Source organism: Aeromicrobium jepli (assembly GCF_047246605.1).
Lineage (GTDB): Bacteria > Actinomycetota > Actinomycetes > Propionibacteriales > Nocardioidaceae > Aeromicrobium.
Genome location: NZ_JBFOKO010000002.1, coordinates 194,714 through 220,941, shown reverse-complemented (window position 1 = coordinate 220,941; position 26,228 = coordinate 194,714). Strand labels below are relative to the sequence as shown.

28 protein-coding genes are annotated in these 26,228 nt (G+C 71.0%); 14 read left to right on the top strand and 14 right to left on the bottom strand.

The window, feature by feature from the left end; translation table 11 throughout:
* The 5 genes from AB3M81_RS04790 to tkt are packed head-to-tail and all read right to left on the bottom strand — an operon-like array spanning position 1 to position 7,272.
* A complete protein-coding gene (locus AB3M81_RS04790; RefSeq protein WP_412902763.1) occupies positions 1–909 on the bottom strand; it encodes a glucose-6-phosphate dehydrogenase assembly protein OpcA in 909 nt (302 codons plus the stop codon).
* Positions 909–2,426, bottom strand: a complete 1,518-nt coding sequence (gene zwf, locus AB3M81_RS04785; protein ID WP_412902762.1) for a glucose-6-phosphate dehydrogenase — start codon at positions 2,424–2,426, stop codon at positions 909–911. The genes AB3M81_RS04790 and zwf overlap by 1 nt, the downstream gene beginning before the upstream one ends.
* Positions 2,423–3,982, bottom strand: coding sequence for a glucose-6-phosphate isomerase (locus tag AB3M81_RS04780; RefSeq protein ID WP_412902761.1), 1,560 nt, complete (start codon positions 3,980–3,982; stop codon positions 2,423–2,425). The genes zwf and AB3M81_RS04780 overlap by 4 nt, the downstream gene beginning before the upstream one ends.
* A 2-nt stretch (positions 3,983–3,984) precedes the next feature.
* Positions 3,985–5,073 (bottom strand): transaldolase, encoded by a 1,089-nt coding sequence (gene tal, locus AB3M81_RS04775; protein ID WP_412902760.1) that lies wholly within the window; start codon positions 5,071–5,073, stop codon positions 3,985–3,987.
* 15 nt (positions 5,074–5,088) lie between these two features.
* The gene (gene tkt / locus AB3M81_RS04770) at positions 5,089–7,272 is read right to left on the bottom strand and encodes a transketolase (protein WP_412902759.1); all 2,184 of its coding nucleotides are present in this window, start codon (positions 7,270–7,272) and stop codon (positions 5,089–5,091) included.
* 71 nt (positions 7,273–7,343) lie between these two features.
* On the opposite strand from tkt, the gene AB3M81_RS04765 reads away from it, so the two are divergent.
* The 3 genes from AB3M81_RS04765 to AB3M81_RS04755 are packed head-to-tail and all read left to right on the top strand — an operon-like array spanning position 7,344 to position 9,219.
* Positions 7,344–8,288: a heme o synthase gene (locus AB3M81_RS04765; RefSeq protein WP_412903126.1), complete on the top strand. Its 945-nt coding sequence runs from the start codon at positions 7,344–7,346 to the stop codon at positions 8,286–8,288.
* Positions 8,289–8,320: 32 nt separating this feature from the next.
* Complete coding sequence (locus tag AB3M81_RS04760; protein WP_412902758.1) at positions 8,321–8,689, top strand: hypothetical protein; 369 nt, start codon at positions 8,321–8,323, stop codon at positions 8,687–8,689.
* Positions 8,686–9,219, top strand: coding sequence for a GNAT family N-acetyltransferase (locus tag AB3M81_RS04755; protein ID WP_412902757.1), 534 nt, complete (start codon positions 8,686–8,688; stop codon positions 9,217–9,219). Before AB3M81_RS04760 ends, AB3M81_RS04755 begins: the two co-directional genes overlap by 4 nt.
* On the opposite strand, the gene AB3M81_RS04750 is transcribed toward AB3M81_RS04755, so the two are convergent.
* Genes AB3M81_RS04750 through AB3M81_RS04740 form a run of 3 tightly spaced genes read right to left on the bottom strand, consistent with a single transcriptional unit; the run spans position 9,113 to position 11,690 of the window.
* Positions 9,113–9,988 carry a COX15/CtaA family protein gene (locus AB3M81_RS04750; protein WP_412902756.1) on the bottom strand — a complete coding sequence of 292 codons (876 nt, stop codon included), beginning with the start codon at positions 9,986–9,988 and terminating at the stop codon, positions 9,113–9,115. The two genes, AB3M81_RS04755 and AB3M81_RS04750, sit on opposite strands and share 107 nt — an antisense overlap.
* Complete coding sequence (locus AB3M81_RS04745; RefSeq protein WP_412902755.1) at positions 9,979–10,749, bottom strand: ABC transporter permease; 771 nt, start codon at positions 10,747–10,749, stop codon at positions 9,979–9,981. Before AB3M81_RS04745 ends, AB3M81_RS04750 begins: the two co-directional genes overlap by 10 nt.
* Entirely contained in the window at positions 10,746–11,690 is a 945-nt protein-coding gene (locus tag AB3M81_RS04740) for an ABC transporter ATP-binding protein (protein ID WP_412902754.1), read from the bottom strand. Before AB3M81_RS04740 ends, AB3M81_RS04745 begins: the two co-directional genes overlap by 4 nt.
* 31 nt (positions 11,691–11,721) lie before the next feature.
* Here AB3M81_RS04740 and AB3M81_RS04735 point away from each other — a divergent pair, with 31 nt between their 5' ends.
* Positions 11,722–12,810, top strand: a complete 1,089-nt coding sequence (locus tag AB3M81_RS04735) for an ATP-dependent DNA ligase (protein ID WP_412902753.1) — start codon at positions 11,722–11,724, stop codon at positions 12,808–12,810.
* On the opposite strand, the gene AB3M81_RS04730 is transcribed toward AB3M81_RS04735, so the two are convergent.
* From AB3M81_RS04730 to AB3M81_RS04720, 3 genes are all read right to left on the bottom strand, one after another.
* Positions 12,807–13,448, bottom strand: a complete 642-nt coding sequence (locus AB3M81_RS04730) for a DUF2510 domain-containing protein (protein WP_412902752.1) — start codon at positions 13,446–13,448, stop codon at positions 12,807–12,809. The two genes, AB3M81_RS04735 and AB3M81_RS04730, sit on opposite strands and share 4 nt — an antisense overlap.
* A gap of 197 nt (positions 13,449–13,645) precedes the next feature.
* Entirely contained in the window at positions 13,646–14,128 is a 483-nt protein-coding gene (locus tag AB3M81_RS04725; RefSeq protein ID WP_412902751.1) for a hypothetical protein, read from the bottom strand.
* A gap of 100 nt (positions 14,129–14,228) precedes the next feature.
* Complete coding sequence (locus tag AB3M81_RS04720; RefSeq protein WP_412902750.1) at positions 14,229–15,284, bottom strand: DNA polymerase domain-containing protein; 1,056 nt, start codon at positions 15,282–15,284, stop codon at positions 14,229–14,231.
* 107 nt (positions 15,285–15,391) lie between these two features.
* Between AB3M81_RS04720 and AB3M81_RS04715 the strand changes: the two genes are divergently transcribed.
* The 9 genes from AB3M81_RS04715 (at position 15,392) to abc-f (ending at position 23,702) form a co-directional block, all read left to right on the top strand.
* Positions 15,392–16,102: a helix-turn-helix transcriptional regulator gene (locus AB3M81_RS04715; RefSeq protein ID WP_412902749.1), complete on the top strand. Its 711-nt coding sequence runs from the start codon at positions 15,392–15,394 to the stop codon at positions 16,100–16,102.
* The gene (gene sufB / locus AB3M81_RS04710) at positions 16,099–17,535 is read left to right on the top strand and encodes a Fe-S cluster assembly protein SufB (protein ID WP_412902748.1); all 1,437 of its coding nucleotides are present in this window, start codon (positions 16,099–16,101) and stop codon (positions 17,533–17,535) included. Before AB3M81_RS04715 ends, sufB begins: the two co-directional genes overlap by 4 nt.
* A complete protein-coding gene (gene sufD, locus AB3M81_RS04705) occupies positions 17,532–18,719 on the top strand; it encodes a Fe-S cluster assembly protein SufD (RefSeq protein WP_412902747.1) in 1,188 nt (395 codons plus the stop codon). The genes sufB and sufD overlap by 4 nt, the downstream gene beginning before the upstream one ends.
* Positions 18,716–19,042, top strand: coding sequence for a non-heme iron oxygenase ferredoxin subunit (locus tag AB3M81_RS04700; RefSeq protein WP_412902746.1), 327 nt, complete (start codon positions 18,716–18,718; stop codon positions 19,040–19,042). Before sufD ends, AB3M81_RS04700 begins: the two co-directional genes overlap by 4 nt.
* Positions 19,039–19,797 carry a Fe-S cluster assembly ATPase SufC gene (sufC, locus tag AB3M81_RS04695; RefSeq protein WP_412902745.1) on the top strand — a complete coding sequence of 253 codons (759 nt, stop codon included), beginning with the start codon at positions 19,039–19,041 and terminating at the stop codon, positions 19,795–19,797. Before AB3M81_RS04700 ends, sufC begins: the two co-directional genes overlap by 4 nt.
* A gap of 2 nt (positions 19,798–19,799) precedes the next feature.
* Positions 19,800–21,032, top strand: coding sequence for a cysteine desulfurase (locus tag AB3M81_RS04690; RefSeq protein WP_412902744.1), 1,233 nt, complete (start codon positions 19,800–19,802; stop codon positions 21,030–21,032).
* A gap of 4 nt (positions 21,033–21,036) precedes the next feature.
* Positions 21,037–21,492 (top strand): Fe-S cluster assembly sulfur transfer protein SufU, encoded by a 456-nt coding sequence (sufU, locus tag AB3M81_RS04685; protein ID WP_412902743.1) that lies wholly within the window; start codon positions 21,037–21,039, stop codon positions 21,490–21,492.
* Positions 21,489–21,845, top strand: a complete 357-nt coding sequence (locus AB3M81_RS04680; RefSeq protein WP_412902742.1) for a metal-sulfur cluster assembly factor — start codon at positions 21,489–21,491, stop codon at positions 21,843–21,845. The genes sufU and AB3M81_RS04680 overlap by 4 nt, the downstream gene beginning before the upstream one ends.
* 255 nt (positions 21,846–22,100) lie before the next feature.
* On the top strand, positions 22,101–23,702 hold the full coding sequence (abc-f, locus tag AB3M81_RS04675; protein WP_412902741.1) for a ribosomal protection-like ABC-F family protein: 1,602 nt from the start codon (positions 22,101–22,103) through the stop codon (positions 23,700–23,702).
* On the opposite strand, the gene AB3M81_RS04670 is transcribed toward abc-f, so the two are convergent.
* Together AB3M81_RS04670 and AB3M81_RS04665 are read right to left on the bottom strand one after the other, a co-directional pair.
* Positions 23,675–24,412 (bottom strand): SURF1 family cytochrome oxidase biogenesis protein, encoded by a 738-nt coding sequence (locus AB3M81_RS04670; RefSeq protein WP_412902740.1) that lies wholly within the window; start codon positions 24,410–24,412, stop codon positions 23,675–23,677. The two genes, abc-f and AB3M81_RS04670, sit on opposite strands and share 28 nt — an antisense overlap.
* Positions 24,413–24,694: a DUF3099 domain-containing protein gene (locus AB3M81_RS04665; RefSeq protein ID WP_412902739.1), complete on the bottom strand. Its 282-nt coding sequence runs from the start codon at positions 24,692–24,694 to the stop codon at positions 24,413–24,415.
* Between the two features lie 32 nt (positions 24,695–24,726).
* Between AB3M81_RS04665 and AB3M81_RS04660 the strand changes: the two genes are divergently transcribed.
* Positions 24,727–24,942, top strand: coding sequence for a dodecin (locus AB3M81_RS04660; protein ID WP_412902738.1), 216 nt, complete (start codon positions 24,727–24,729; stop codon positions 24,940–24,942).
* Between the two features lie 9 nt (positions 24,943–24,951).
* Here the strand turns inward: AB3M81_RS04660 and serB are convergent, their stop codons facing one another.
* Positions 24,952–26,178: a phosphoserine phosphatase SerB gene (serB, locus tag AB3M81_RS04655; RefSeq protein WP_412902737.1), complete on the bottom strand. Its 1,227-nt coding sequence runs from the start codon at positions 26,176–26,178 to the stop codon at positions 24,952–24,954.
* Between the last annotated feature and the right edge of the window lie 50 nt (positions 26,179–26,228).

Genomic DNA, 26,228 nt, shown 5'->3' with positions numbered 1-26,228 from the left:
TCAGTCCCTTCCGGTCACCAGGTGCTGGAGCGTCTCGCCGTAGATCTCGTCCGCGTCGAGGCGGCGCAGGTCCTCGGCCAGCAGCTCGGGGATCGTGCGGCGGCGGATCGGCACGACGCGCGGCGACGATCCGGGGACGCTGAACTCGCACGTCATCTCGTCGGTGCGCCGGATGTCGATGTCGCCGACGTCCGTGAACAGCGTGACCCGCTGGATCTGCGAGCCGGAGTCGTCGTCGACGAACTCGATCGGCACGCCCAGGCGACACTCGAGCCACGCCTGCAGGAGCACCGCGACGGGGTTGACGTCGTCGGCCAGGATGCGGCCGCCGGTGGCCGTGCCCGAGGTCTGGTCCAGGGCGGCGGCGAGCAGTGCGCGCCACAGCGTGAGGCGCGTCCAGGCCAGATCGGTGTCGCCGGGCTTGTAGCCGGGCGCCAGCTTGTGCAGCCAGCGCACCGGCTCGGGCGTGCGCTCGGAGTCCGTCAGCCGACGGCGGGCCAGCCGGCCGATGGGGTCGAGCGAGGGCTCCAGCGGGCCGATGCCCGGCCACCAGGCCACGACGGGGGAGTCGGGCAGCAGCAGCGGCAGGACGGCCGACTCGGCGTGCTTCACGAGGGGCCCGGACATGCGCAGCAGGACCGACTCGCCCGGCGAGCCCGCGCCGACGCGGACGCGCGCGTTGAGTCGCGGCTTCCCGCGCCCGTCGCCGAGGATGACGCCGAGCACGCGCGCCGGGTGCTCGTGCTGCAGGACGCTGGCGGACTTCATCACCTCGGCGACGTTGTCCTCGTCGGTGATGATGAGCAGCGTCAGCACCATGTCCATGGCCGGGCTGCCGGCCAGGGAGCGGCCCCGGGTGAGCGCCTTCGCGACCGCGGCCGCGTTGGTGTCCTCGAGGATCTCGTCCATCAGGGTCGCCTCCAGACGCGGCCGTCGCGGGCCAGCATGTCGATCGCGGACTGCGGGCCCCACGTGCCGGCCGGGTACGTGTCGATCGAGCGCTTGCGGGACCAGTGCTCCATGACGGGGTCGAGGATCTCCCAGGACAGCTCGACCTCCTGGTGCTGCGGGAACAGCGGCGGATCGCCCAGCAGCACGTCGAGGATGAGTCGCTCGTACGCCTCGGGGCTGCTCTCGACGAAGGTGCCGCCGTAGACGAAGTCCATGTTGACGTCGCGGATCTCCATCGTGGTGCCGGGCACCTTCGCGCCGAACCGCATCGTGACGCCCTCATCGGGCTGGATGCGCATCACGAGGGCGTTGTGGCCGAGCTCGGTGACGTCGATGTTCTCGAACGGCAGGTGCGGGGCCTTCTTGAAGACGACCGCGACCTCGGTCACGCGCCGGCCGAGGCGCTTGCCCGTGCGCAGGTAGAACGGGACGCCGGCCCAGCGCCGGGTCTCGATGTCGAGGCGCAGCGCGGCGTACGTCTCGGTCAGCGACTTCGGGTCGGTGCCCTCCTCGTCGCGGTAGCCCACGACCGGCTGGCCGCCGGCCCAGCCCTCGACGTACTGGGCGCGGGCCGTGTGCTTGTCGAGGTCCGTGGGCAGCCGCACGCTGCGCAGGACCTTCTGCTTCTCGGCGCGTAGGCTGCCCGCGTCGAACGCGACCGGCTCCTCCATGGCGACGAGCGCCAGCAACTGGAGCAGGTGGTTCTGGATGACGTCGCGCGCGGCGCCGATGCCGTCGTAGTAGCCGGCGCGCGAGCCGATGCCGATGTCCTCGGCCATCGTGATCTGCACGTGGTCGACGTAGTTGGCGTTCCAGACCGGCTCGAACATCTGGTTGGCGAACCGCAGCGCCAGGATGTTCTGGACCGTCTCCTTGCCCAGGTAGTGGTCGATCCGGAAGACCGACTCGCTGTCGAAGACGTTGCCGATCAGCTGGTTGAGCTCCTTGGCCGACTCGAGGTCGTGGCCGAACGGCTTCTCGACCACGACGCGGCGCCAGCCCATGCCGGGCTTGGCGAGACCGTGCTCGTCGATCTTCGACACGACGGTCGGGAACAGGCCCGGCGGGATCGACAGGTAGAAGGCGTGGTTGCCGCCCGTGCCCTGGCTCTCGTCGAGCTTGGTGAGCGTCTTGTTGAGCTCCTCCCACGCGTCGTCGTCGTCGAACTGGCCCGGGACGAACTTGATGCCGGCGGCGAGCTGCTTCCAGACGGTCTCGCTCCACTCGGTGCGGGCGCCGGCCTTGGCCGCCTTCTTCAGCAGCGACGCGAACGTGCCGTCGCCCCAGTCGCGGCGGGCGAAGCCGACCAGGCCGAAGCCCGGCGGCAGCAGGCCGCGGTTGGCCAGGTCGTAGATCGCGGGGATCAGCTTCTTGCGGGCCAGGTCGCCCGTCACGCCGAACATCACGATCGTGCACGGGCCCGCGATGCGGGGCAGGCGGCGGTCGCGCGGGTCGCGCAGCGGGTTCGGGCTCACGCGAGGGCGTCCTTGATCGTGGCGAGGCCGGCGTCCAGGTCGCGCAGGTGCAGTCGCAGCACGGGTCGTCCCTTCTCGCGCAGCACCTGGGCGTCGCCCTGCGCCTGCGACACGATGAACTGGCCGAGGGTGAAGTCGCGGCCGGGGACCGGCACGTCCTCGGCGGGCTCGCACGTGACCTGCAGGAAGACGCCGATCGGCGTGCCGCCCTTGTGGTACTGGCCGGTCGAGTGCAGGAACCGCGGGCCCCAGCCGAACGTGACGGGCCGGCCCAGCTGCGTGGCCAGGGCCGGGGCGAGCGACTCCAGGCCCGCGTGGGCCCAACGGTCGAGGTAGAACTGCAGCGCGAGGTAGCCGTCCTGGCCGACCTCGTCGCGCAGGTCGGCGAGCGCCTCCGCGACGGACCCGGCGGTGGATCCGTAGAGCTCGACGGTGCCGTCGACCGAGTCCGGCTCGGGCAGGCTGGCGCCACCGGAGAGCAGCTCACGCGCGGCGGCCTTGGCGCTTTCGACGTCGGGCTGGTCGAAGGGGTTGATGCCGAGCAGGCGGCCGGCGACCGCGGTCGCGACCTCCCAGATGAGGAACTGGTCGCCGAGCGTGCCGGCCAGCGCGACGGCCCAGTCGTGCTGCGGCAGGTCGTCGGTGCCGAGGTGGACGACGATCTCGTCCGCGGTCACCGGGTCGGTGGGGGCCTGGGCGACCACCGGCAGGATGCCGGTGCCCTCCTTGCCCGTCGACTCCGCCACCAGCTGCTCGGTCCAGTCGCCGACGTTGTGGTCCTCGTGGTCGTACACGACGACCTTGTCGACGCCGTTGCGCGCCGCCACGCCGAGGGCGGCGCCCAGGCGCAGGCCCGGATTCTGCGGGTCGTCGACCGACAGCGGCTCGTCGACCTCGCTGGCCTGGTCCAGCAGGCGGCCGATGTCGGCGCCGGCGAGGCCGCTGGGCACGAGCCCGAACGCCGTCAGCGCGGAGTAGCGGCCGCCGACGTGCGAGTCGGCGCGGAACACGCGGTAGCCCGCGGCCGTCGCCTCCTTGTCGAGGGGCGAGTCCGGGTCGGTGACGATCACGAGGTGCTCGGCCGGGTCGAGGCCGGCGTCGGTGAACGCCTGCTCGAAGATGCGGCGGTGGCTGTCGGTCTCGACGGTGCCGCCGGACTTGCTGGACACGACCACCACGGTCGACTCGAGGTCGTGGATGGCCGAGCGGACCATGTCGGGCTGTGACGAGTCGAGCACGTCGAGCGGCACGCCGTCGGCCTTGCAGATGACCTCGGGTGCGAGCGACGAGCCACCCATGCCGCACAGCACGACGCGCGTGATGCCGCGGCCGTGCAGCTCCTCGCGGAGCGCGGCGATGCGCTCCACGAGGGGCCGCGACGACTCGGCCAGGTTCACCCAGGACAGCCGGATGGAGGCCTCCGACTCGGCGGCGGGACCCCACAGGGTGCCGTCCTGGTCGAAGAGGCGGGACGCGAACCGCTCGGCGACGAGCTGGTCCACGGCTTCGGACACCGCTCCGTCCAGCGGTGTGTGGATGCGGAGTCGGTAGCCCATGGTCAGCCCTTGTTCAGCTCGGCCCGGACGGTCTCGAGGAGCTCGGCCCAGGAGTCGTCGAACTTCTGGAGCCCCTCGACCTCGAGCTTGTCGACGACCTCGTCGTAGGAGATGCCTTGTGCCTCGAGCTGGTCGATGATCTCCTGCGCCTCGGCGGCGCGGCCGGTCACGGTGTCGCCGGTCACCTCACCGTGGTCGGCGAAGGCCTCGAGCGTCTTCTCGGGCATCGTGTTCACGGTGCCGCGGACGACGAGCTCGCTGACGTACAGCGTGTCCGGGTAAGCCGGGTCCTTGACGCCGGTCGAGGCCCACAGCGGACGTTGCGGGTTGGCGCCCTTGGCGAGCAGCTCGCGGGCGCGCTCGCTGTTGAAGACCTCCTCGTAGGCCGCGTACGCGAGCCACGCGTTGGCCAGCGCCGCCTTGCCGCGCAGCGGGCTGTCCTGGGGCAGCCGGCCGTCGACCTCGGCGTCCACGCGGCTGACGAAGAACGAGGCCACCGAGTGGATCGTCGACAGGTCGCGACCCTCCGCGGCGGCCTGCTCGAGGCCGTAGAGGTAGGCGTCCATGACGCCGCGGTAGCGCTCGAGCGAGAAGATCAGCGTCACGTTGACGCTGATGCCCTTGGCGATCGCGGCGGCGATGGCGGGCAGGCCCTCGCGCGTGGCCGGGATCTTCACCATGAGGTTGGGGCGGTCGATCTCGTTCCAGAGCCGCTCGGCCATCTCGACGGTGCCGTCGGTGTCCTTGGCCAGGCCCGGCTCAACCTCGATCGAGACGCGGCCGTCGAGGCCGTTCGTGGCGTCGTAGACGGGACGCAGGATGTCGCACGCGTCGCGGACGTCGGTCGTGGTCAGGGCGAACACGGCGGCGTCGACGTCGGCGCCCGAGGCGCGCAGCTCGCCGACCTGCTGCTCGTACTTCTCGCCCTTGGACAGGGCGGAGGCGAAGATCGTCGGGTTCGTCGTGACGCCGACCACCTTGCCGCTGCTCACGAGCTCGGCGAGGTTGCCGGTCTCGATCCGCTCGCGCGACAGGTCGTCGAGCCAGATCGACACCCCCGCGTCGCCGAGTGCCTTGAGTCGTTCGGTCATGTCGATCTCCTCTGGTCAGTGGGTGGTGTCGGGAAGGACGGGGCCGGTCGGACGGGCGAAGACCGGCACGCCTCCCTCGTGCTGTGCGGCCTGCAGCGACTCGCGCGCGGCCGCGGCGGTCGCGGCCGCCGTGATGCCGAACTTGTCGTACAGCTCGGCGAACGACGCCGAGGCGCCGAAGTGCTCGAGCGACACGATGCGCCCGGCGTCGCCGACGATCTCGCGCCAGCCGAACGCGACCGCGGCCTCGACGGCGACGCGGGCGCGGACGTGCGGCGGGATGACGCTGTCGCGGTACGCCTCGTCCTGCTCCTCGAACCACTCGCGGCACGGCATCGAGACGACGCGCGCGGCGATCCCGTCCTCGGCGAGCAGGCGACGGGCCTCGACGGCCAGCTGGACCTCCGAGCCGGTGGCCACGAGCACGACGTCGGGGACGTCCTTGCCCAGGTCGGCGGGGGAGTCGAGCAGGACGTAGGCGCCCTTGGCGGTCTCGGACGCGGGGGCGTACTCGCCCTCGCGCGGGAAGACCGGCAGGTTCTGGCGGCTCAGGGCGAGCGCGGCGGGACGGTGGCTGCGGTGCAGGATCGCGGTCCACGCGGCGACGGTCTCGTTGGCGTCCGCGGGGCGGACGACGTCGAGGCCGGGGATCGCGCGCAGCGCCGCGAGGTGCTCGACGGGCTGGTGCGTGGGGCCGTCCTCGCCGAGGCCGATCGAGTCGTGCGTCCACACGTAGGTGACGGGCAGCTCCTGCAGCGCGGCCAGCCGGACGGCCGGGCGCATGTAGTCGCTGAAGACCAGGAACGTTCCGCCGTACGGGCGCGTGGGCCCGTGCAGCGCGATGCCGTTCATGATCGAGCCCATCGCGTGCTCGCGGATGCCGAAGTGCAGGACGCGGCCGTACCAGTCGCCGCTGAACTTCTTCGTGGAGTTCTGCGGCGGCAGGAAGGACGGCTGGTCCTTCGGGGTCGTGTTGTTCGAGCCGGCGAGGTCGGCCGAGCCGCCCCACAGCTCGGGCAGGTGCGGTGCCGCGGCGGTCAGGAAGTCGCCCGAGGCGACGCGCGTGGCGACGCCCTTGTCGTTCGGCTCGTAGACCGGCAGGTCGGCGTCCCAGCCGTCGGGCAGGCGACGGTCCAGGAGGCGGTCGAGCAGCGCCTTGCGCTCGCTGTTGGCCTCGGCCCACAGGTCGAAGCGCGTCGTCCACTCCTCGTGGGCCGCCGCGCCGCGCTCGAGCGCCTTGCGCGTGTGCTCGATCACGTCGTCCGGCACGGCGAAGTCGACCTCGGGGTCGAAGCCGAGCAGCTCCTTGGTGGCCTTGATCTCGTCGGCGCCGAGGGCCGAGCCGTGCGACGCGCCCGTGTTCTGGGCGTTCGGCGCGGGCCACGCGATGATCGTGCGCAGCACGATGAGGCTGGGGCGGTCCGTGACGGACTTGGCCGCCGCGAACGCGTCGGCGAGGGCGTGGACGTCCTCGCGGTACTCGCCGCCGCCGTGGGTCCAGTCGACGGTCTGGACGTGCCAGCCGTACGCCTCGTAGCGCAGGGCGACGTCCTCGGTGAACGCGACGTCGGTGTCGTCCTCGATCGAGATCTTGTTGTCGTCGTAGAGGACCGTCAGGTTGCCCAGCTGCTGCAGGCCGGCGAGCGAGGAGGCCTCGCCCGAGACGCCCTCCTGCAGGTCGCCGTCGGAGCAGATGGCGTAGATGTCGTGGTCGAACGGGCTCTCGCCGGGACCGGCGAACGGGTCCAGCAGGCCGCGCTCGCGACGGGCCGCCATGGCCATGCCGACGGCGTTCGCGACGCCCTGGCCGAGGGGCCCCGTGGTCACCTCGACGCCCGGGGTGTGGCCGTACTCCGGGTGGCCCGGCGTCTGGCTGCCCCACGTGCGCAGGCTCTTGAGATCGTCGAGCGACATCGGGTAGCCGGCCAGGAAGAGCTGGATGTACTGGGTGAGGCTCGAGTGGCCGCACGAGAGCACGAACCGGTCGCGGCCGAGCCACGTCGGATCGGCGGGGTCGTGCCGCATGAGCTTCTGGTAGATCAGGTAGGCGGCGGGCGCCAGGCTCATCGCCGTGCCGGGGTGGCCGTGGCCGGCCTTCTGGACGGCGTCGGCGGCCAGCAGGCGCGTGGTGTTCACCGCACGGTCGTCCACCTCCGACCAGTCGATCGTCGGTTCGGTGGATCGGGGGGCGTTGGTCACCGCTGCACTCCTGGGTTCACGTCGGTCGTCACACGAGGTCTGCGTCTCGAGCCTATCCGCCGGGCATTAGACTGTGCCATGTGACCGTCCTACCGCACACGACCGCTGACGACACCCTCGTCGAACGTCCGAGCCGGCGCGACGTGGTCGCGGCGTACGTGGCGCTCACCAAGCCTCGCATCATCGAGCTGCTCCTGCTCACCACCGTCCCGGTGATGTTCCTGGCGCAGCGCGGCGTGCCGGACCTGTGGCTCGTGCTGGCGACGTTCGTCGGCGGTGCGCTCTCGGCGGGCTCGGCCAACGCGCTGAACTGCGTCGTCGACGCCGACATCGACCAGAAGATGCGCCGCACCGCGCGCCGTCCGCTGCCGCGCCACCAGGTGGGCACCCGCAACGCGCTCGTGTTCGGCCTCGTCCTCGGCGTCGTGTCGACGCTGTGGCTGGGCCTGTTCGTCAACTGGCTGTCCTCGGCGCTCGCGCTGGCGGCCAACGTGTTCTACGTCGTGGGCTACACGATGATCCTCAAGCGCCGCACCACCCAGAACATCGTCTGGGGCGGCGCCGCGGGCTGCTTCCCGCCGCTCATCGGCTGGACGGCCATCACCAACGAGGTCGCCTGGACGCCGATCCTGCTGTTCCTCGTCGTGTTCTTCTGGACGCCGCCGCACTTCTGGGCGCTGGCGATGCGCTACCGCGAGGACTACGCGCGCGCGTCCGTGCCGATGCTGCCCTCGGTCACGACCTCGGCCGAGGTCGGCCGTCAGATCGTCCGCTACACGTGGGCCACGGTGCTCACGTCCGTCGCGGTCTGGCCCGTCGCCGACACCGGCTGGTTCTACCCGGCGATGGCGATGCTGCTCGGCATCGTGTTCCTGATCGAGGCGTACGACCTGCGCGCCCGCGCCCGCGAGACCGAGGAGCTGTCGATCATCAAGCCGATGCGACTGTTCCACTTCTCGAACGCGTACCTGGCGCTGCTGTTCGTCGCCGCCGCGGTCGACCCCTTCCTCGGCTGACCCCCGCGGCGCACGCGTCGTAGGCTCGGGCCATGCGAGCCATGCTGAGCTGGATCCTGCCCGCCGTCGCCACGTTCGCCGCGTGGTGGATCTTCCTGGGCGTCGACGAGGACGACCAGTACACCGTCGGCCAGGTCGCCGGCCTCGTGGTGGTCCTGCTCGTCGTCGGCATCGTCTGCGGCTGGCTCGCGCGCCGGAACGACCTCCTGCCGTTCGTCGTGAGCGCCACGATGGGCGTCGCGGCCGCGTGCTGGACCGGCTGGTCCGACGACGAGAGCGGCCTGTTCGTGGTCGGCTGGATCATGGTGACGGTCGCCATGGCGCTGGTCGCCACGGCGGTCATCGTCGGCTCGTGGGCCATGCGCCGCAGGCTGAGCGCGGACGACGGCCGCGTCGGGTGAGTCCGCGGATCGAGCCGATCGGCCCCGACGACTGGCGGCGCTGGCGCGACGTCCGCGTGCGGGCGCTCGCCGAGGACCCGGACGCGTTCGCCTGCTCGGCCCACCTGCTCGGCGCCGACGCGCCCGAGGAGCAGTGGCGACGCGCCCTCGGCGACCGGACGATCCACCTCGCCGTCGACGCAGGCCGCGACGTGGGCATGATCGGTCTCCGCCCCGGCGCGGAGCCGGAGCTGGTCTCGATGTGGGTCGCGCCGGAGGCGCGGCGCGCCGGGGTCGGCCGGCTGCTCGTCGACGCCGTCCTCGAGCAGGCGGGGGAGCGCCCCGTGATCCTGCGCGTCATGGCGGGCAACGACGCCGCGATCGCCTTCTACGCGGGTCGCGGGTTCGTGCTGACGAGCCGCGAGCCCGACCAGGAGGGCGCGCTCACGATGCGGCGGGCCGCGCCAGCAGCACGAGGCGCGTGGCCACGGCCAGCAGGACGGCCGCGCCGACCAGGTGCACCGCCACCAGGACCCACGGCAGATCAGTGAAGTACTGCACGTAGCCGATCAGGCCCTGGGCCAGGCCGACCGCCAGCACGAGGACGGCGGCGCGCCGGGCGCGGCCGTGCAGCATCACGACGGCCGCGACGACCAGGGCGATGAAGACCCACACGCTGATCGCGTGCGTCCGGCTCCACCACGCCGGATCGAGTCCGTTGCGCGGCGCGTCCGCGTCGCCGGCGTGCGGACCGCTGCCCGTCACGATCGTCCCGAGGTAGATGGCGACCAGCAGGACGAGGAACGCGGCGCGCACGACGAGCGCGGGAGTGCGGGGCACGCGCTCCTCGTCCTCGCGCCGGACGCCGGCCAGGAAGACGGTCGCCGCGACCACGAGGGCCATCGACAGCACGAGGTGCAGCGAGACGATCCACGGGTTGAGGTCCGTCAGGACGGTGATGCCGCCGATGACGCCCTGGAACGGGATGCCGATGGCGATGCCGAGGGCCAGGCGCAGCTGCAGCCGGGTGGCGTCGAGCCAGCGCCACGTCGCGATGAGCGTGCCGATCGCGATGACCATGAGCGCGTAGGTGAGCGTGCGGTTGCCGAACTCGATGACGCCGTGCCAGCCGAGCGCGCCGTGCGGGACGAACGACTCGTCCGTGCAGCGCGGCCACGTGGGGCAGCCCAGGCCCGAGCTGGTCAGCCGGACGAGTCCGCCCGTGAGGATGATGAGGGTGTTCGCGACGAGGTTCGCCCACGCCCACTTCTCGACCGTCGCCCGCGACACCGTGCGGCGCGACGCCGTGCTCATTCCCATCGGAACCACCTTCCGGCGGCGCCCGCGGACACGACGGCCCACACGGCGAGCACCGCCACCTCGACCGTACCGGGGGACCCGGTCACGAATGCCTGGCGAAGACCCTCGCCGAGGGCGCCGGAGGGCAGCGCGGTGAGCGCGCTCTCGACGGCGGACGGATAGCGGTCGAGCGGCAGCAGGACGCCGCCACCGACCAGGAGCAGCACGTAGACCAGGTTGGCCAGGGCGAGCGTCGCCTCGGCGCGCAGCGTGCCGGCCATGAGGAGCCCGAGGCCGCCGAAGGCGACCGTCGCGAGGACGGCCAGGACGACGAGCCACAGCCAGGCGGTCGCGCCGCCACCGGGACGCCAGCCCAGCGCGACGGCGAGGGCGCCCAGGACGACGAACTGGCCCAGCTGCAGCAGCACGACCGCCAGCACCTTGCCGCCCAGCAGTCCCGAGCGCGACAGGGGAGTCGCGCCGAGTCGCTTGAGGACGCCGTAGCGGCGCTCGAACGCCGTGGCGATCGCCAGGGACGTGAAGGAGGTCGACAGGATCGCCAGGCCCAGGACCCCGGGCGCGACCGTGTCGATCGGCCGGTCGCCGCCGACGAGGCGGTCCGAGCGCGATCCGGCGACGAGCAGCAGCACGGGGATGACGAAAGTCAGCAGCAGCTGCTCGCCGTTGCGCAGCGTCAGCCGCAGCTCCATCGCGGTCTGCGTCAGCAGCCGGCGCGCGGGCGCGGCGGCGCCGGGCGCGGGGGAGAGGTCGAGGTGGCTCATCGCAGTTCCCGTCCGGTCAGCTCGAGGAAGCGGTCCTCGAGGGTCTGCTGCTCGACCAGCACGGACTCCAGCAGGACGTCGTGGGCGGCGCACCAGCCGGTGACGCGGTGCAGGACGGCCGGGTCGACCCGCGTGGCGAGGACGTAGTGGCCGGGGCTCGGCTCCGTGGCGGTCGAGCCCTCGGGCAGCTCCTCGGCCAGGGCGTCGAGGTCGAGGCCGGCGCGGGCGCGCAGGCGGATGGTGTTGCGGGCGCCGGCCGTGACGAGCTCGGCGGCCGTGCCGGAGGCGATCACGCGGCCGGCGTCGATGATGTGGACGAAGTCCGAGAGCTCCTGCGCCTCGTCCATGTAGTGCGTCGTCAGGACGGTCGTCACGCCGTGGTCGCGCAGCTCGGCCACGAGGTCCCACGTCGCCCGGCGCGACTGCGGGTCGAGGCCGGCGGTCGGCTCGTCGAGGAAGACCAGCTCGGGACGGCCGACGATCGCCATCGCGAGGGACAGCCGCTGCTTCTGGCCGCCCGAGAGGCGGCGGTACGGCGTCCGCGCGAAGCCGGTCATCCCGAGCCGCTCGACGAGCGGCTCGACGGGCAGGGGAGCGGCGTACAGCGCGGCCATGTGGCGCAGCATCTCCTCGGCGCGCACGCCGAGCCAGGCCCCGCCGGACTGCAGCATGACGCCCACGCGGGGGCGCAGCGCCGCGGCGTCGGCGACCGGATCGAGTCCCAGCACCCGCACGGTGCCGGACTGCGGGCGGCGGAAGCCCTCGCAGGTCTCGATCGTGGTGGTCTTGCCGGCGCCGTTGGGGCCGAGGATCGCGGTGACCGTCCCGGGCTCGACCGTGAGGCTCAGCCCGTCGACGGCCCGCACGACGTCGCCGCGGCGGCCGTAGTGCATGACGAGGTCGCGAACCTCCACGGCGGGAGTGATCGTCGTCGAGGGCACCGGAACATTCTAGGTGTGGCAGGTTGGGGCCATGGACCTGCCCGTGATGCCGCCGCTGGCGCCGATGCTCGCGAAGTCCGCCAAGGCCGTCCCGCGCGGCGACGGCTGGCTGTTCGAGCCGAAGTGGGACGGCTTCCGGGCGATCATCTTCCGCGACGGGGACGAGGTCCAGATCGTGAGCCGCTCGGGCAAGCCGCTGACGCGGTACTTCCCCGAGGTGGTCGAGTCGATCCGTGCCAACGCGCCCGCGCGGTGCGTGCTCGACGGCGAGATCGTCATCGCCCGGGACGGCCGGCTGAGCTTCGACGCGCTGTCGAACCGCATCCATCCGGCGGAGTCCCGCGTCGACCTGCTCAGCCGCGAGACGCCCGCCTCGTTCGTCGCGTTCGACCTGCTGGCGCTCGACGACCGCTCGTTCGTCGAGGAGCCGCTGTCCGTGCGGCGCCCGGCACTGGTGGAGGCGCTCGCGGCGGCGGCCGACCCGGTCCACGTCACGCGAGTGACCGAGGACCCCGACGAGGCGGAGGAGTGGTTCGCCACGTTCGAGGGCGCGGGCCTGGACGGGGTGGTCGCGAAGGAGCTCTCGGGCCCGTACACGCCCAACGGCCGCACGATGCTCAAGGTCAAGCACGCACGCACGGCGGACGTCGTCGTCGCGGGATACCGCCTGCACAAGAACTCGACCGCGTCGCGCCCGCTGCTGGGCTCGCTCCTGCTCGGCCTGTACGCCGACGACGGGCGCCTGCAGCACGTCGGGGTGGCGGCGTCCTTCACCGAGGCGCGCCGGGCGGAGCTGATCGACGAGCTCGCGCCCCTGCTGCTCACGGACGGCGAGTCCCACCCGTGGGACCGGTGGCAGGACGAGGCCGCCCAGGCGTCGGGTCGCCTGCCCGGCGGCCAGAGCCGCTGGACCGGAACGAAGGACCTGTCGTTCGTCCCGCTGCGCCCCGAGCGGGTGGTCGAGGTCGGCTACGAGCACATGGAGGGCGAGGGCGACCAGGCGCGCTTCCGCCACATGGCGCGGTTCAAGCGCTGGCGCCCGGACCGCGAGCCGGAGTCGTGCACCTACGAGCAGCTCGAGGAGGTCGCGCGGTACGACCTCGGGGACGTGCTGCTCTAGGGGGTCCAGCGGCAGGTCGCGACGCCACCCGGCGACGCCGAGCTCGTCTGCACCAGGGTGCTTCCGTCGGCGTCGACGATGCGGCACGTCGTGATGTCCCGCCCGTCGTTCGCGCTGGCCTGGACGTAGACCTCGCCGTCGACCACGGAGAGATCGCTGCTCCAGCCGGGGTCGACCGCGCTCTCCTGGTACCAGCCGCTGCCGTCGTACCACTCGACGTCGACGCCCGTGCCGGCGCGCGAGTCGACCTCGAGCGTGTAGAGCGCGCCCTCGTCGCCGTCCGCGCCGGCGTCGCCCAGGTCGACGTCCTCCATGGCGAACAGCGAGGAGACGACGAACAGCAGCACGATCCCGATGGCGACCGCCGCCGCCACGAACGGACCGCGACGGGCCGGGCGGTGAAGGACGGACGGCCGCGAGGTGGACTCCGGCGTGCTCAGCTGTCCGAGCGGGACCCGCTGCCCGTTGAGCATCATGAAGCCGTCGGGGAGCCGGTCGCGGCCCGCCGGGCGGCCGGCCGAGGCGGGACGCCCGGCCCCCTCCACGCGGTCGGTCCAGCGCTGGCCGTCCCAGTAGCGGCGGCCGCCGCTCCCGGCCGGGTCGTCGTACCACCCCGCGGGCGGCCTCTGCTGGCTCACGCGGCGACCCTAGCCGAACGGACGGTCCTCCGGAGCGGATCATCCAAGCGCAGCGGTACCCCACTTGATCCGCTCGTGATCGTTGAGCGAATCACGTCCGAAGTGGCCCGCGATGTGTCGAACGACGGGATCACCTTCTTGTGACGACGACAGGGGAGCGGCCGACCTGTTCGCAGCGTCTGTTCGGCGCGCGTCGGTCATGCTGCAAGAGCCCGCCGAAGTGGGGCAGGCCATCCAGCCGGCCCCACTTCGATGCCGCTCACGTCACAGGATCGACAAGCCGGGGCGTCGGCCAGGACGCGGGGAGTTCGCTCGATGTCCCCAGACTGCAGCGAGGCGGTGCTGACGGAGGGGTCGAACGGCTCCGCGCCACCGTTGACGATGACGACCTCGAAAGAGAGGTACGCCGGGGCCTCGTCCGCAGCGGCGTACTCGCTGGGCTTGAAGGGCTTGGGCTTCCCCACGCGGATGGAGACGCCGTCTTCATACTTGTAGGTCTCGCCGAACGTGAGGGTGCTGTCCTCCGGCGCCTCGTCCGAGGCTTCCTCAGCCGGCTGCGCTTCTGAACTGGACGCGTTGCTCCCGACCTCGGGATCGGACTTCTCTCCGGTCTTGGTCGCACATCCAGACGCGAGGAGCACCGAGAGGACTACGGCTGCAGCCATGTTGGTTCGCTTCATGAAACGCAAGTCACCGTCTAGTAGCGGCGTACCGAAGGAACTGTCACGAAGTGGCCCGATAGGACTTAGGTCCCCTCCGGACGACGTGGGTTCAGCGTCGTCAGTCCTGCTTCTTGCGCGAGGGCTGCACGCGGCGCGGCTCGCCGGGCATCTTCGGGTAGTCGGGCGGGTAGGGCATCTCGCCCAGGCCGTTCTCCTCGTCACGGTCGTACCAGTCGAGCAGCGTCTGGATCGAGTGGTGGACGTCGTCGATCTCGGTCCACGGGTCCGGGCGCTTCTCCAGCAGCGAGGGCACGGTCGTGAGGTTCAGCTCGCGGGGGTCCTCGACGTCGAACAGCTCGTCCCACGTGAGGGGAGTGGAGACGGGGGCGCCGGGCTTCGGCCGCAGGCTGTAGGCGCTCGCGATCGTGCGGTCGCGCGCGTTCTGGTTGAAGTCGACGAAGATCCGCTCGCCGCGCTCCTCCTTCCACCAAGCCGTCGTGACGCCCTCGTCGCGGCGCTCCAGCTCGCGGCCGAACGCGAGGGCCGCGTGCCGCACGTCGGTGAACGTCCAGCGCGGCTCGATCCGCGCGAAGATGTGCACGCCGCGGTTGCCGCTGGTCTTGGCGAAACCGCGGATGCCGATCTCCTCGAGCAGCTCCTTGGCGACCCTCGCGACGCGCTGGGCGTCGCGGAAGCCGGTGCCCGGCTGGGGATCGAGGTCGATGCGCAGCTCGTCCGGGTGGTCGACGTCCGCGCGCCGCACGGGCCACGGGTGGAACGTCAGCGTGCCCATGTGCGCCGCCCACGCGGCCACGGCGATCTCGGTGGGGCAGATCTCGTCGGCCCGCCGCCCGGAGGGGAAGTGGATGCGGACGGTCTCGAGATACGGGGGAGCGCCCTGGGGGACGCGCTTCTGGTAGAACGCGTCGCCGTGGCTGTCGGACCGCGTGGCCATCACCATGTCCTCGCGGTAGCCCTTGGGCCAGCGCTCGAGCGTGGTGGGACGCTCGCGCAGCGCGCGCATGAGCCCGTCCTCGACCGTCACGAAGTACTCGACGACCTCGAGCTTGCTGATCGCCGGCGTGCGCTCGGTCGCCTCGTAGATGACCCGGTCCGGACTCGACACGCGGACGGTGCGCCCACCGGCCTCGACCTCGGCTGCTGTTGCCCCCATGGCCCGACCCTAGCGTCGTGTCGCGATGAGGCACGGCTCACTGAGGCGAGCCTTCGTTGAACGGGGGGAATCATTAACGTCACAATGGTGTTGTGAAAAACGTGCGCGTGAGTCATGAGGTGTCGTCGGCCGACGACCTCAGCACGCGCGAACGCGTCGCCGAGAGCATCCTGGCCAACGGTCCCAGCACCGCCTCGGCCCTCGCCGAGCGACTCGGGCTGACCCCTGCGGCCGTCCGCCGCCACCTCGAGGCCCTGCTGGAGTCCGGCCAGGTCGAGGCCCGCGAGCAGCGCGTCCGCGGCGAGCGCCGCCGGGGCCGCCCCGCCCGCGTGTTCGCCCTCACCGACGCCGGCCGCGACGGCTTCGAGCACTCCTACGACGACCTCGCCGCGCAGGCGCTGCGGTTCCTGCGCGACGCGGGCGGCGACGAGGCGGTCACCGCCTTCGCCCGCGCCCGCCTCGCCGAGTTCCGCCGCCGCTACGAGCGCGTGCTGGCCGGCGTGCCGGTCGAGGACCAGCCCGCCGTGCTCGCCCGCGCGCTGACCGAGGACGGCTTCGCCGCCTCCACCAGCTCCACGGCGCTCGGCGAGCAGATCTGCCAGCACCACTGCCCGGTCGCCCACGTGGCCGAGGAGTTCCCCCAGCTGTGCGAGGCTGAGACCGAGATCTTCGGCGAGCTGCTGGGCTCGCACGTCCAGCGGCTGGCCACCATCGCCCACGGCGACGGCGTCTGCACCACGCACCTGCCGCGCGCCACCCAGTCCACCACTGCTGTGTCACACAACCCTGTGTCATCAACCGAAGGGGAGTCGTCATGACGACCACGAACGACACGACCTCGATCGAGGACCTGAACCCGGGTCTGAAGGAGGTCGGCAACTACGAGTTCGGCTGGCACGACGCCGATGTCGCCGGAGCGAGCGCGCAGCGCGGCCTCAACGACGCCGTCGTCCGCGACATCTCGTCGAAGAAGAACGAGCCCCAGTGGATGCTCGACCTGCGCCTGAAGGGCCTCAAGCTCTTCGAGCGCAAGCCGATGCCGACGTGGGGCGCCGACCTCGACGAGATCGACTTCGACAACATCAAGTACTTCGTCCGTTCCACCGAGAAGCAGGCGACCTCGTGGGAGGAGCTCCCCGAGGACATCAAGAACACGTACGACCGCCTGGGCATCCCCGAGGCCGAGAAGCAGCGCCTCGTCGCCGGCGTCGCCGCGCAGTACGAGTCCGAGGTCGTCTACCACCAGATCCGCGAGGATCTGGAGGAGCAGGGCGTCATCTTCCTCGACACGGACACCGCGCTCAAGGAGCACCCCGAGATCTTCGAGGAGTACTTCGGCACGGTCATCCCGGTCGGCGACAACAAGTTCGCCGCGCTCAACACGGCCGTGTGGTCCGGTGGCTCGTTCATCTACGTGCCCAAGGGCGTCCACGTCGACATCCCGCTGCAGGCCTACTTCCGGATCAACACCGAGAACATGGGCCAGTTCGAGCGGACGCTGATCATCGCCGACGAGGACTCCTACGTCCACTACGTCGAGGGCTGCACGGCGCCGATCTACAAGACCGACTCGCTGCACTCGGCCGTCGTCGAGATCATCGTGAAGAAGGGCGCCCGCGTCCGCTACACGACGATCCAGAACTGGTCGAACAACGTGTACAACCTGGTGACGAAGCGCGCCACGTGCGAGGCCGGCGCCACGATGGAGTGGGTCGACGGCAACATCGGCTCCAAGGTCACCATGAAGTACCCGGCCGTCTACCTCATGGGCGAGCAGGCGCGCGGCGAGACGCTGTCGATCGCCTTCGCCGGCGAGGGCCAGTACCAGGACACCGGCGCCAAGATGGTGCACGTCGCCCCGAACACCTCCAGCTCGATCCTGAGCAAGTCCGTCGCCCGTGGCGGCGGCCGCACGTCCTACCGCGGCCTGCTGCAGGTCAACGAGGGCGCCGAGGGCTCGGCCAGCACGGTCAAGTGCGACGCGCTCCTGGTCGACCAGATCAGCCGCTCGGACACGTACCCCTACGTCGACGTCCGCGAGGACGACGTGACCCTCGGCCACGAGGCGACCGTCTCCAAGGTCAGCGACGACCAGCTCTTCTACTTCATGCAGCGCGGCATGGAGGAGGACGAGGCCATGGCGATGATCGTCCGCGGCTTCGTCGAGCCCATCGCCCGCGAGCTCCCCATGGAGTACGCGCTGGAACTGAACCGACTGATCGAGCTGCAGATGGAGGGTGCTGTCGGATGACCGCGACCATCGAGGGAAGCGACCAGAACCTGGCCGGGGCGCTGGAGCTGGACCACGTCCAGTCCCACCTGCACCCCGAGCCGTCGTACGACGTCGCCGACCACCCCAAGCCCACGGGCCTGGAGGAGATCTGGCGCTTCACCCCGCTGAAGCGCCTGCGTGGCCTGCTCGACGGCACGCCGTCGGACGCGCACCTGCAGTGGAAGGACGAGCTGCCGGCCGGCGCCACGCTGAGCGAGATCTCCACCGACGAGGCCAAGGCCCTCGGCGGCATCGCGCCGCTGGACCGCCTCGCGGCCCTCGCGGTCGAGAACGCCGGTGGCGCCGCGCTGCTGACGATCGACGGCGAGCTCGACGCCCCCGCGCGCGTCACGCTCACCGGCAGCTCGGTCGACCAGACCGTGTGGGGCCACGTCGTGGTCAAGGTCGCGCCCTTCTCGAAGGCCACGATCCTGTTCGACCACGTCGGCTCGGCCACGTACGCCACGAACGTCACGTACCTCGTGGGCGACGGCGCGCAGCTCGACGTCGTCAACCTGGCCGACTGGGAGGACGACTCCGTCCACAGCGTCCAGAACGGCATCAGCGTCGGCCGTGACGCGACGGTGCGCTTCTTCGAGTTCACGCTCGGCGGCGACGTCGTCCGCTCCTCGACCAACGTCGACTACCGCGGCACCGGCGGCTCGGTGGACCTGCTCGGCATCTACTTCGCCGACGCCGGCCAGCACCTCGAGCACCGCCAGTTCGTCGACCACACGGCGCCCAAGACGCGCAGCAACGTCGAGTACAAGGGCGCGCTGCAGGGCCAGGACGCGCACACCGTGTGGATCGGCAACGTCCTGATCCGCAAGGTGGCCGAGGGCATCGAGACGTTCGAGCACAACGACAACCTCGTGCTCACCGACGGCGCGCGCGCCGACTCGGTGCCGAACCTCGAGATCGAGACGGGTGACATCGCGGGCGCGGGCCACGCGTCCACGACCGGCCGCTTCGACGACGAGCACCTGTTCTACCTGCAGAGCCGCGGCATCGACCCGACCGAGGCCAAGCGCCTCGTCGTCCACGGCTTCTTCAACGACATCATCCGCCGGATCGGCGTCGAGGACCTGCAGGACCGCCTCATGGCGGCCATCGAGGACGAGCTGGCCACCGTGGTCGGCGCTCCCGCGGCGGTGACCGCGTGACGTTCCGCGAGGTGGCGAAGCTCGCCGACGTCCCCGAGGGCGCGGCCCTGGGCATCGAGTTCGAGGGCCACGACCTGGCCCTGGTGCGCGACGGCGACACCGTCTACTGCATCCAGGACTGGTGCTCGCACGCCGAGATCCCGCTGTCCGACGGCGACGTCGAGGGCTGCGAGATCGAGTGCTTCCTGCACGGCTCGCGCTTCGACCTGCGGACCGGCAAGGCGCTCAGCCTGCCGGCGACCGAGCCCGTCCCCGTCTACCAGACCAAGATCGAGGGAGAGACCGTGTGGGTCGACCTCCCCAACCAAGGAGAGAACGCATGAGCACCCTGGAGATCAAGAACCTCCACGTCTCCGTCGAGACCGAGGACGGCGCGAAGGAGATCCTGCGCGGCGTCGACCTGACCATCAACTCCGGCGAGGTCCACGCCATCATGGGCCCGAACGGCTCGGGCAAGTCCACGCTGGCCTATTCGATCGCCGGTCACCCCAAGTACGACGTGACCGAGGGCGAGGTGCTGCTGGACGGCGAGAACATCCTCGAGATGAGCGTCGACGAGCGTGCCCGCGCCGGCCTGTTCCTCGCGATGCAGTACCCGGTCGAGATCCCGGGCGTCTCGGTCGCGAACTTCCTGCGCACCGCCAAGACCGCCATCGACGGCGAGGCGCCCAAGCTGCGCACGTGGGTCAAGGACGTCAACGCCGCTCTCGAGCGCATGACGCTCGATCCGTCGTTCGCGTCGCGCTCGGTCAACGAGGGCTTCTCCGGTGGCGAGAAGAAGCGTCACGAGATCGCCCAGCTCGAGCTGCTGAACCCGAAGTTCGCGGTGCTCGACGAGACCGACTCCGGCCTGGACATCGACGCCCTGCGCGTCGTCTCCGACGGCGTCAACCGCTACTCGTCGCAGGGCGACCGCGGCGTCCTGCTGATCACGCACTACACGCGCATCCTGAACTACATCCAGCCCGACTACGTCCACGTCTTCGTGGCCGGTCGCCTGGCCGAGACCGGCGGTCGTGAGCTCGCCGAGCAGCTCGAGGCCGAGGGCTACGACAAGTTCGTCAAGGCGGCCGTCTGATCATGACCGGCTACGACGTCGAGGCCGTACGCAAGGACTTCCCGATCCTCTCCAGGACGCTGGCGGGCGATCGCCCGTTGGTGTACCTGGACAGCGCCAACACGTCGCAGAAGCCGCGTCAGGTCGTCGAGGCGATCGAGCGTCACTACCTCGAGCACAACGCGAACGTCGCGCGCGCCATGCACCAGCTCGGTGCCGAGGCCAGCGAGGCGTTCGAGCTCGGGCGCGACAAGGTGGCGTCGTTCATCGGCGCGCCGCGTCGCGACGAGGTGATCTTCACGAAGAACGCGTCCGAGGCGCTCAACCTCGTGGCGCGCGTCCTCGGTGACGCCGGTCGCGTCGGCGCCGGCGACGAGATCGTGGTGACCCAGATGGAGCACCACTCCAACCTCGTGCCGTGGCAGCTGCTCGCGCAGCGCACGGGCGCCGACCTTCGCTGGTACGGCGTGACGCCCGAGGGTCGCCTCGACCTGGACTCGCACACGCTGACCGAGCGCACCAAGGTCGTCGCGGTCACGTGGGTGTCGAACATGCTTGGCACGATCAACACGGTCGCCGAGGTCGTGCGCCGCGCCCGTGAGGTCGGTGCGCTCGTCGTCATCGACGCCTCCCAGGCCGTGCCGCAGCTGCCCGTCGACGTGGCGGCCCTCGGTGCCGACTTCGTCGCGTTCACCGGCCACAAGATGGTCGGTCCGACGGGCATCGGCGTCCTGTGGGGCCGTTACGACCTGCTCGCCGAGCTGCCGCCGTTCCTCGGCGGCGGCGAGATGATCGAGACCGTGTCGATGGACGCCACGACGTTCGCGGCGCCGCCGCACCGGTTCGAGGCGGGCACGCCGCCGATCGCGCAGTCGGTCGGCCTCGGCGCGGCCGTGGACTACCTGACCGAGCTCGGCATGGAGAACGTCGCCGCGCACGAGCAGCAGATCACGGCCTACGCGCTGGCCGCGATGAACGAGCTGCCGGGCGTGACGATCGTGGGTCCGAAGGAGCCGGTCGACCGCGGGGGAGCGATCAGCTTCACCGTGGACGGCGTGCACCCGCACGACGTCGCGCAGCTGCTCGACTCGCAGGGCGTCGCCGTGCGCGCCGGTCACCACTGCGCCAAGCCGCTGCACCAGTGCTTCGGCGTGCAGTCCACGACCCGCGCGTCGTTCTACCTCTACACGACCGAGGCCGAGATCGACGCGCTCGTCGCGGGCATCCGCCACACCCAGTCGTACTTCGGAGCGTGACCTGATGAACGCAGCCAACGTCGATGCGATGTACCAGGAGATCATCCTGGACCACTACAAGAACCCCCACGGGGCGGGACTGCGCGAGCCGTTCGAGGCGCAGGTCCACCACGTGAACCCGACCTGCGGCGACGAGATCACGCTGCGCGTGCACGTCAACGACAACCGCGTCGCCGACATCTCGTACGACGCCCAGGGCTGCTCGATCAGCCAGGCGTCGGCCTCGGTGCTGAACGACCTCGTCGTCGGCAAGAGCGTCGAGGACGGGCTGGCCACGCTGGACGTGTTCCAGGAGCTCATGCAGGGCCGTGGCCAGGTCGAGCCGAACGAGGACGTACTCGAGGACGGCATCGCCTTCGCCGGTGTCGCCCAGTTCCCCGCGCGCGTGAAGTGCGCACTGCTGGCCTGGATGGCCTGGAAGGACGCCGTCGCGCAAGCGGCGGCCAAGGAGGACTCATGACCACCGATCACAGCGACCTGCCCGACGTGGCGCCCGCCGGCGCCACCACCCAGGACGACGTCTGGGAGGCCATGAAGGACGTCGTCGACCCCGAGCTGGGGATCAACGTCGTCGACCTCGGCCTGGTCTACGGCATCCACACCGACGAGCACAGCAACGCCGTGCTGCAGATGACGCTCACCTCGGCGGCGTGCCCGCTGACCGACGTCATCGAGGACCAGACGCGCGCCGCGCTCGACGGCCTCGTGAACGACTTCCGGATCGACTGGGTCTGGATGCCGCCGTGGGGCCCGGACAAGATCACCGACGACGGCCGCGAGATGCTGCGCGCCCTCGGCTTCAACATCGGCTGACGGCTTCGCGAGCCGCGGCCCGACGCCGCCGCCCTGCCGACTTTCGGAACGGGATCCACTCTTCCTCCCCGGAGGAACGTGGATCCCGTTCCGAAAGTCGCGCGGGGGAGCGGCCGGTCCCGTGCCGCCCGCGGATTTCGCGCTGCGGGCATCGCTCCGTAGACTGCCTCGGTGGACATGATCCGGCTGGAGTGACGCGCGAGCCCCTGCTCGACCCGCGACCTCGCCCCGTCCACCCCTCACGAAGGCTCTTCCATGATCACCGCTTCCAACGTGGAGCTGCGCTTCGGCGCGCGCGTCCTGATGTCCGACGTCTCCTTCCGGGTGACCAAGGGCGACAAGATCGGCCTCGTCGGCCGCAACGGTGCCGGCAAGACGACGCTCACCAAGATGCTGGCGGGCGCCGGTGGCGAGCCGGCCCAGGGATCGATCACCCGCTCGGGGACGGTCGGCTACCTGCCGCAGGACCCCAAGACGGGTGACCTGACGATCTCCGCTCGGGACCGGATCCTCTCGGCCCGTGGCCTCGACGACGCCCTGCGCCGCATGCGCCAGGCCGAGAAGGACATGGCGTCGGAGGACTCGTCGGTCGCCGAGGACGGCATGCGCCGGTACGCGCGCGCCGACGCCGACTTCGGCGCCGCCGGTGGCTACGCCGTTGAGGCCGAGGCCGCGACGATCTCGCACGCGCTCGGCCTGCCGGACCGCATCCTCGAGCAGCCGCTGTCGACGCTCTCGGGCGGCCAGCGACGCCGCATCGAGCTCGCGCGCATCCTGTTCAGCGATGCCGACACGATGCTGCTCGACGAGCCGACCAACCACCTCGACGCCGACTCGATCGTGTGGCTGCGCGGCTTCCTGCAGACGTACTCCGGCGGGCTGATCATCATCAGCCACGACGTGGACCTCGTGGAGGAGACCGTCAACAAGGTCTTCTACCTCGACGCCAACCGCGCCACGATCGACATCTACAACATGGGCTGGAAGCACTACCTGCGCCAGCGCGAGTCGGACGAGGCGCGCCGCAAGCGTGAGCGCGAGATCACGACCAAGACCGCCGAGCGGCTCATCGCGCAGGGCAACAAGATGCGCGCCAAGGCCTCCAAGGCCTCCGCCGCCCAGCAGATGCTGCGTCGCGCCGAGCAGATGATGGCGGGCCTCGAGGACGTCCGCCAGGCCGACAAGGTCGCCAGGATCGACTTCCCCAAGCCCGCGCCGTGCGGCAAGACGCCGCTCATGGCCGAGGGCCTGTCCAAGTCCTACGGCTCGCTCGAGATCTTCACCGACGTCGACCTGGCGATCGACCGGGGCAGCCGCGTCGTGGTGCTCGGCCTCAACGGTGCCGGCAAGACGACCCTGCTGCGGATGCTGGCGGGCACGCTGACGCCGGACACCGGCAGCGTGGTCCCGGGGCACGGCCTCAAGATCGGCTACTTCGCACAGGAGCACGAGACCCTCGACCTCGAGCGGACGGTCCTCGACAACATGCAGCGCGCCGCGCCCGAGCTGACCGAGACCCAGGCGCGCAGCGTCCTGGGCGCGTTCCTGTTCACCGGCGACGACACCGAGAAGCCTGCCGGGGTGCTCTCGGGTGGCGAGCGCACGCGACTCGCGCTCGCGGGACTGATCGTCTCCAGCGCGAACGTGCTGCTGCTCGACGAGCCGACCAACAACCTCGATCCCGCCTCGCGCGAGGAGGTGCTGGCGGCGATCCGCTCCTACGAGGGCGCCATCGTGCTGGTCTCCCACGACGAGGGAGCGGTCCGGGCCCTCGACCCCGACCGGGTGCTGCTGCTCCCGGACGGCGACGAGGACATCTGGAACGACTCCTACGCCGACCTGGTCAGCCTGGCCTGACGCCGCTCGCGCACCTCGGTGCGGACGAACCAGTAGTAGCCGAACACGGCCAGGCCGGCGAAGAAGTACCACTGGACGGCGTAGAAGCCGCTGGGTCCCGAGCCGAGGTCGGGCTCGTCGGGCGCCTTGAGCCCATCCTGCTCGGGCGACGTCAGGGCGATGTGGCCCGGCAGCGGCTCGGCGCCCAGCAGGTCGGCCCAGCGCGAGGAGTCGATCGCGCGGACCTGGCCCTTGGTGGGCGTCGTGGCGGCCGCGTCGGCGGTGCTGTCCGGCTGGAGCCAGCCCGTGATCGTGACCTCGCCCGTGGGCGCGGCGGGGATGTCGTCGGGGGCCTCGCCCGTGCGGCTCGCGCTCATCCACCCGCGGTCGACCAGGACGATCTCGCCGCTGGTGAGCCGCAGGGGAGTGACCACGTCGACGCCCGGCGTGCTGCCGCGCTGCGCGAACCGGACGGTGATCTCGTCCTCGGGCTGGAAGGTGCCGGTGGCGGTGACGGTGCGCCACGCCAGCTTCGACGACCAGCCGTTCGCGAGGGCGCGCTCGACCGGGATCGGATCGGCCATGTAGTTGCCGCGCGTGACGTCGTTGGCGGCCTGCCGCTGGTGGTAACGGTCCCACTGCCAGCCGCCCAGCCACACGCACGCGACGGCCATGAACGCAGCGAAGACCGCCAGCCCGACCCAGCGCGGGCTGAGGAGGAATCGGTACACCTAGCGGTCCAACTGCTTGCGGTCGACGCCGAACGGCGAGGGGCCGTCGCCCACGTTCCGGATCGCCGAGTTGCCGATCACCACGGCGACGTACGGCAGGAGCACCGCGCCGACGAGGAAGAGCCAGCGCACCCAGTGGTCCACGGCGACGAACGCCAGGAAGCACGCGACGCGGATCGCCATCGAGATGAGGTAGTTGCGTTCACGGTGGTCGACCTGCGAGCTGTTGGCCGCGCGGGCACTCGTGATCGAGTGGACCTCTTCGGAGTCGCGGCGCGCCATGCCTCGAGTCTACGCCGTGGCACGATGGCGCCATGAGCAACCGCACCTATCGCGTCACGGAGATCGTCGGCACGTCGCCCGAGGGCGTCAGCGAGGCCATCGACAGCGGCATCGCGCGCGCCTCGCAGACCCTGCGCCACCTCGACTGGTTCGAGGTCGTGGGCATCCGCGGCCAGATCGTCGACAGCGAGGTCGAGCACTACCAGGTGACGCTGAAGATCGGCTTCCGCCTGGAGGACGACGAGTAGGACTCCGCGTCAGTGGGGGTCGTCGGCGGCGTCGGCCGCCTCGACCTCCTCGCGCGTGATGCCCATGAGGTAGACGATCGCGTCGAGGTACGGCACGTTCACTGACGTCTGCGCCTGGTCGCGCACGAGCGGCTTGGCGTTGAACGCGATCCCCAGGCCGGCGGCGGCCAGCATGTCGAGGTCGTTCGCGCCGTCGCCGATCGCCACGGTGTTCCGGACGTTGATGCCCGCGCGGTGGGCGAAGTCCCGCAGCGCCTCGGCCTTGCCGGCCCGGTCGACGACGCGCCCCACGACCTTGCCGGTGAGGGCGCCGTCGGCGATCTCGAGCTCATTGGCGGCGAAGTAGTCGATGCCCAGGTCGCTCGCGATGCGCTCGATGATCTGCGTGAAGCCGCCGCTGACCAGCGCGAACCGGTAGCCGAGCCGCTTGAGCGTACGGATCATCGTGCGGGCGCCGGGGGTGTAGGCCAGGCTCGCGAAGACCTCGTCGAGCGCCGACACCCGGACGCCCTCGAGCTGGGCGACCCGCTCGTGCAGGGACTCGGCGAAGTCGAGCTCACCGCGCATCGCGCGCTCGGTGACCTCGGCGACCGCCTCCTCGCAGCCGGCATGGGCCGCGAGCATCTCGATGACCTCGCCCTGGATCAGGGTGGAGTCCACGTCCATCACGACGAGGCGCTGCGCGTGGCGCAGGATGCCGTGCTCCTGGACGGCGACGTCCGTGCCGTGGTCGTGGCCGATCGCGGCCAGCTCGGACTGCAGCGCCTCGGGATCGGCGCCCGAGACCTCCATGCGGATCGCGGTGACGGGATACCGCGCCATGCGCACGATCCGGTCGATGTTGCCGCCGAGCTGGTTGATGCCCCTCGTGAGCGCCGCCATCGCCTCGGGCCGCAGCGGCGCGCCCAACACGACCACCTGCGAGCGGCCCACGCGGCGCGGCCGGTTGTCGCCGGTGCCGTGGACGATCTCGACCTCCAGGCCCAGCTCGGCGGCCGCGGACGACAGGTCCTCGGAGAACGCGGCGGCGTCGGCGGGTTCCGTCACGAGCACGCTCAGCACGAGGCGGCCGCGCACCACGAGCTGCTCGACGTCGATGACCTCGACGTCGTGACGGGACAGGACGGAGAACACCCGGCTGGAGACGCCCGTGCGGTCGGGACCGCTGATCGTCACGAGCACCGTGGGCGCGGTCAGCTGGAGCGTGGGGACGTGTCCCGGGACTGGCGTGCTCATCGTGTCGAGGGTATCGGCACCCGATTGCCCCGTACCGATAGGTTGGTCAC

Bases quoted from the DNA above. Each gene is read 5' to 3' on its own strand.
- AB3M81_RS04790 (WP_412902763.1), bottom strand. From the start codon at position 909: ATGGACGAGATCCTCGAGGACACCAACGCGGCCGCGGTCGCGAAGGCG.
- AB3M81_RS04780 (WP_412902761.1), bottom strand. From the start codon at position 3,982: ATGGGCTACCGACTCCGCATCCACACACCGCTGGACGGAGCGGTGTCC.
- tal (WP_412902760.1), bottom strand. From the start codon at position 5,073: ATGACCGAACGACTCAAGGCACTCGGCGACGCGGGGGTGTCGATCTGG.
- AB3M81_RS04760 (WP_412902758.1), top strand. From the start codon at position 8,321: ATGCGAGCCATGCTGAGCTGGATCCTGCCCGCCGTCGCCACGTTCGCC.
- AB3M81_RS04750 (WP_412902756.1), bottom strand. From the start codon at position 9,988: ATGGGAATGAGCACGGCGTCGCGCCGCACGGTGTCGCGGGCGACGGTC.
- AB3M81_RS04745 (WP_412902755.1), bottom strand. From the start codon at position 10,749: ATGAGCCACCTCGACCTCTCCCCCGCGCCCGGCGCCGCCGCGCCCGCG.
- AB3M81_RS04735 (WP_412902753.1), top strand. From the start codon at position 11,722: ATGGACCTGCCCGTGATGCCGCCGCTGGCGCCGATGCTCGCGAAGTCC.
- AB3M81_RS04725 (WP_412902751.1), bottom strand. From the start codon at position 14,128: ATGAAGCGAACCAACATGGCTGCAGCCGTAGTCCTCTCGGTGCTCCTC.
- AB3M81_RS04720 (WP_412902750.1), bottom strand. From the start codon at position 15,284: ATGGGGGCAACAGCAGCCGAGGTCGAGGCCGGTGGGCGCACCGTCCGC.
- sufB (WP_412902748.1), top strand. From the start codon at position 16,099: ATGACGACCACGAACGACACGACCTCGATCGAGGACCTGAACCCGGGT.
- sufD (WP_412902747.1), top strand. From the start codon at position 17,532: ATGACCGCGACCATCGAGGGAAGCGACCAGAACCTGGCCGGGGCGCTG.
- sufC (WP_412902745.1), top strand. From the start codon at position 19,039: ATGAGCACCCTGGAGATCAAGAACCTCCACGTCTCCGTCGAGACCGAG.
- AB3M81_RS04690 (WP_412902744.1), top strand. From the start codon at position 19,800: ATGACCGGCTACGACGTCGAGGCCGTACGCAAGGACTTCCCGATCCTC.
- sufU (WP_412902743.1), top strand. From the start codon at position 21,037: ATGAACGCAGCCAACGTCGATGCGATGTACCAGGAGATCATCCTGGAC.
- AB3M81_RS04680 (WP_412902742.1), top strand. From the start codon at position 21,489: ATGACCACCGATCACAGCGACCTGCCCGACGTGGCGCCCGCCGGCGCC.
- abc-f (WP_412902741.1), top strand. From the start codon at position 22,101: ATGATCACCGCTTCCAACGTGGAGCTGCGCTTCGGCGCGCGCGTCCTG.
- AB3M81_RS04665 (WP_412902739.1), bottom strand. From the start codon at position 24,694: ATGGCGCGCCGCGACTCCGAAGAGGTCCACTCGATCACGAGTGCCCGC.
- AB3M81_RS04660 (WP_412902738.1), top strand. From the start codon at position 24,727: ATGAGCAACCGCACCTATCGCGTCACGGAGATCGTCGGCACGTCGCCC.
- serB (WP_412902737.1), bottom strand. From the start codon at position 26,178: ATGAGCACGCCAGTCCCGGGACACGTCCCCACGCTCCAGCTGACCGCG.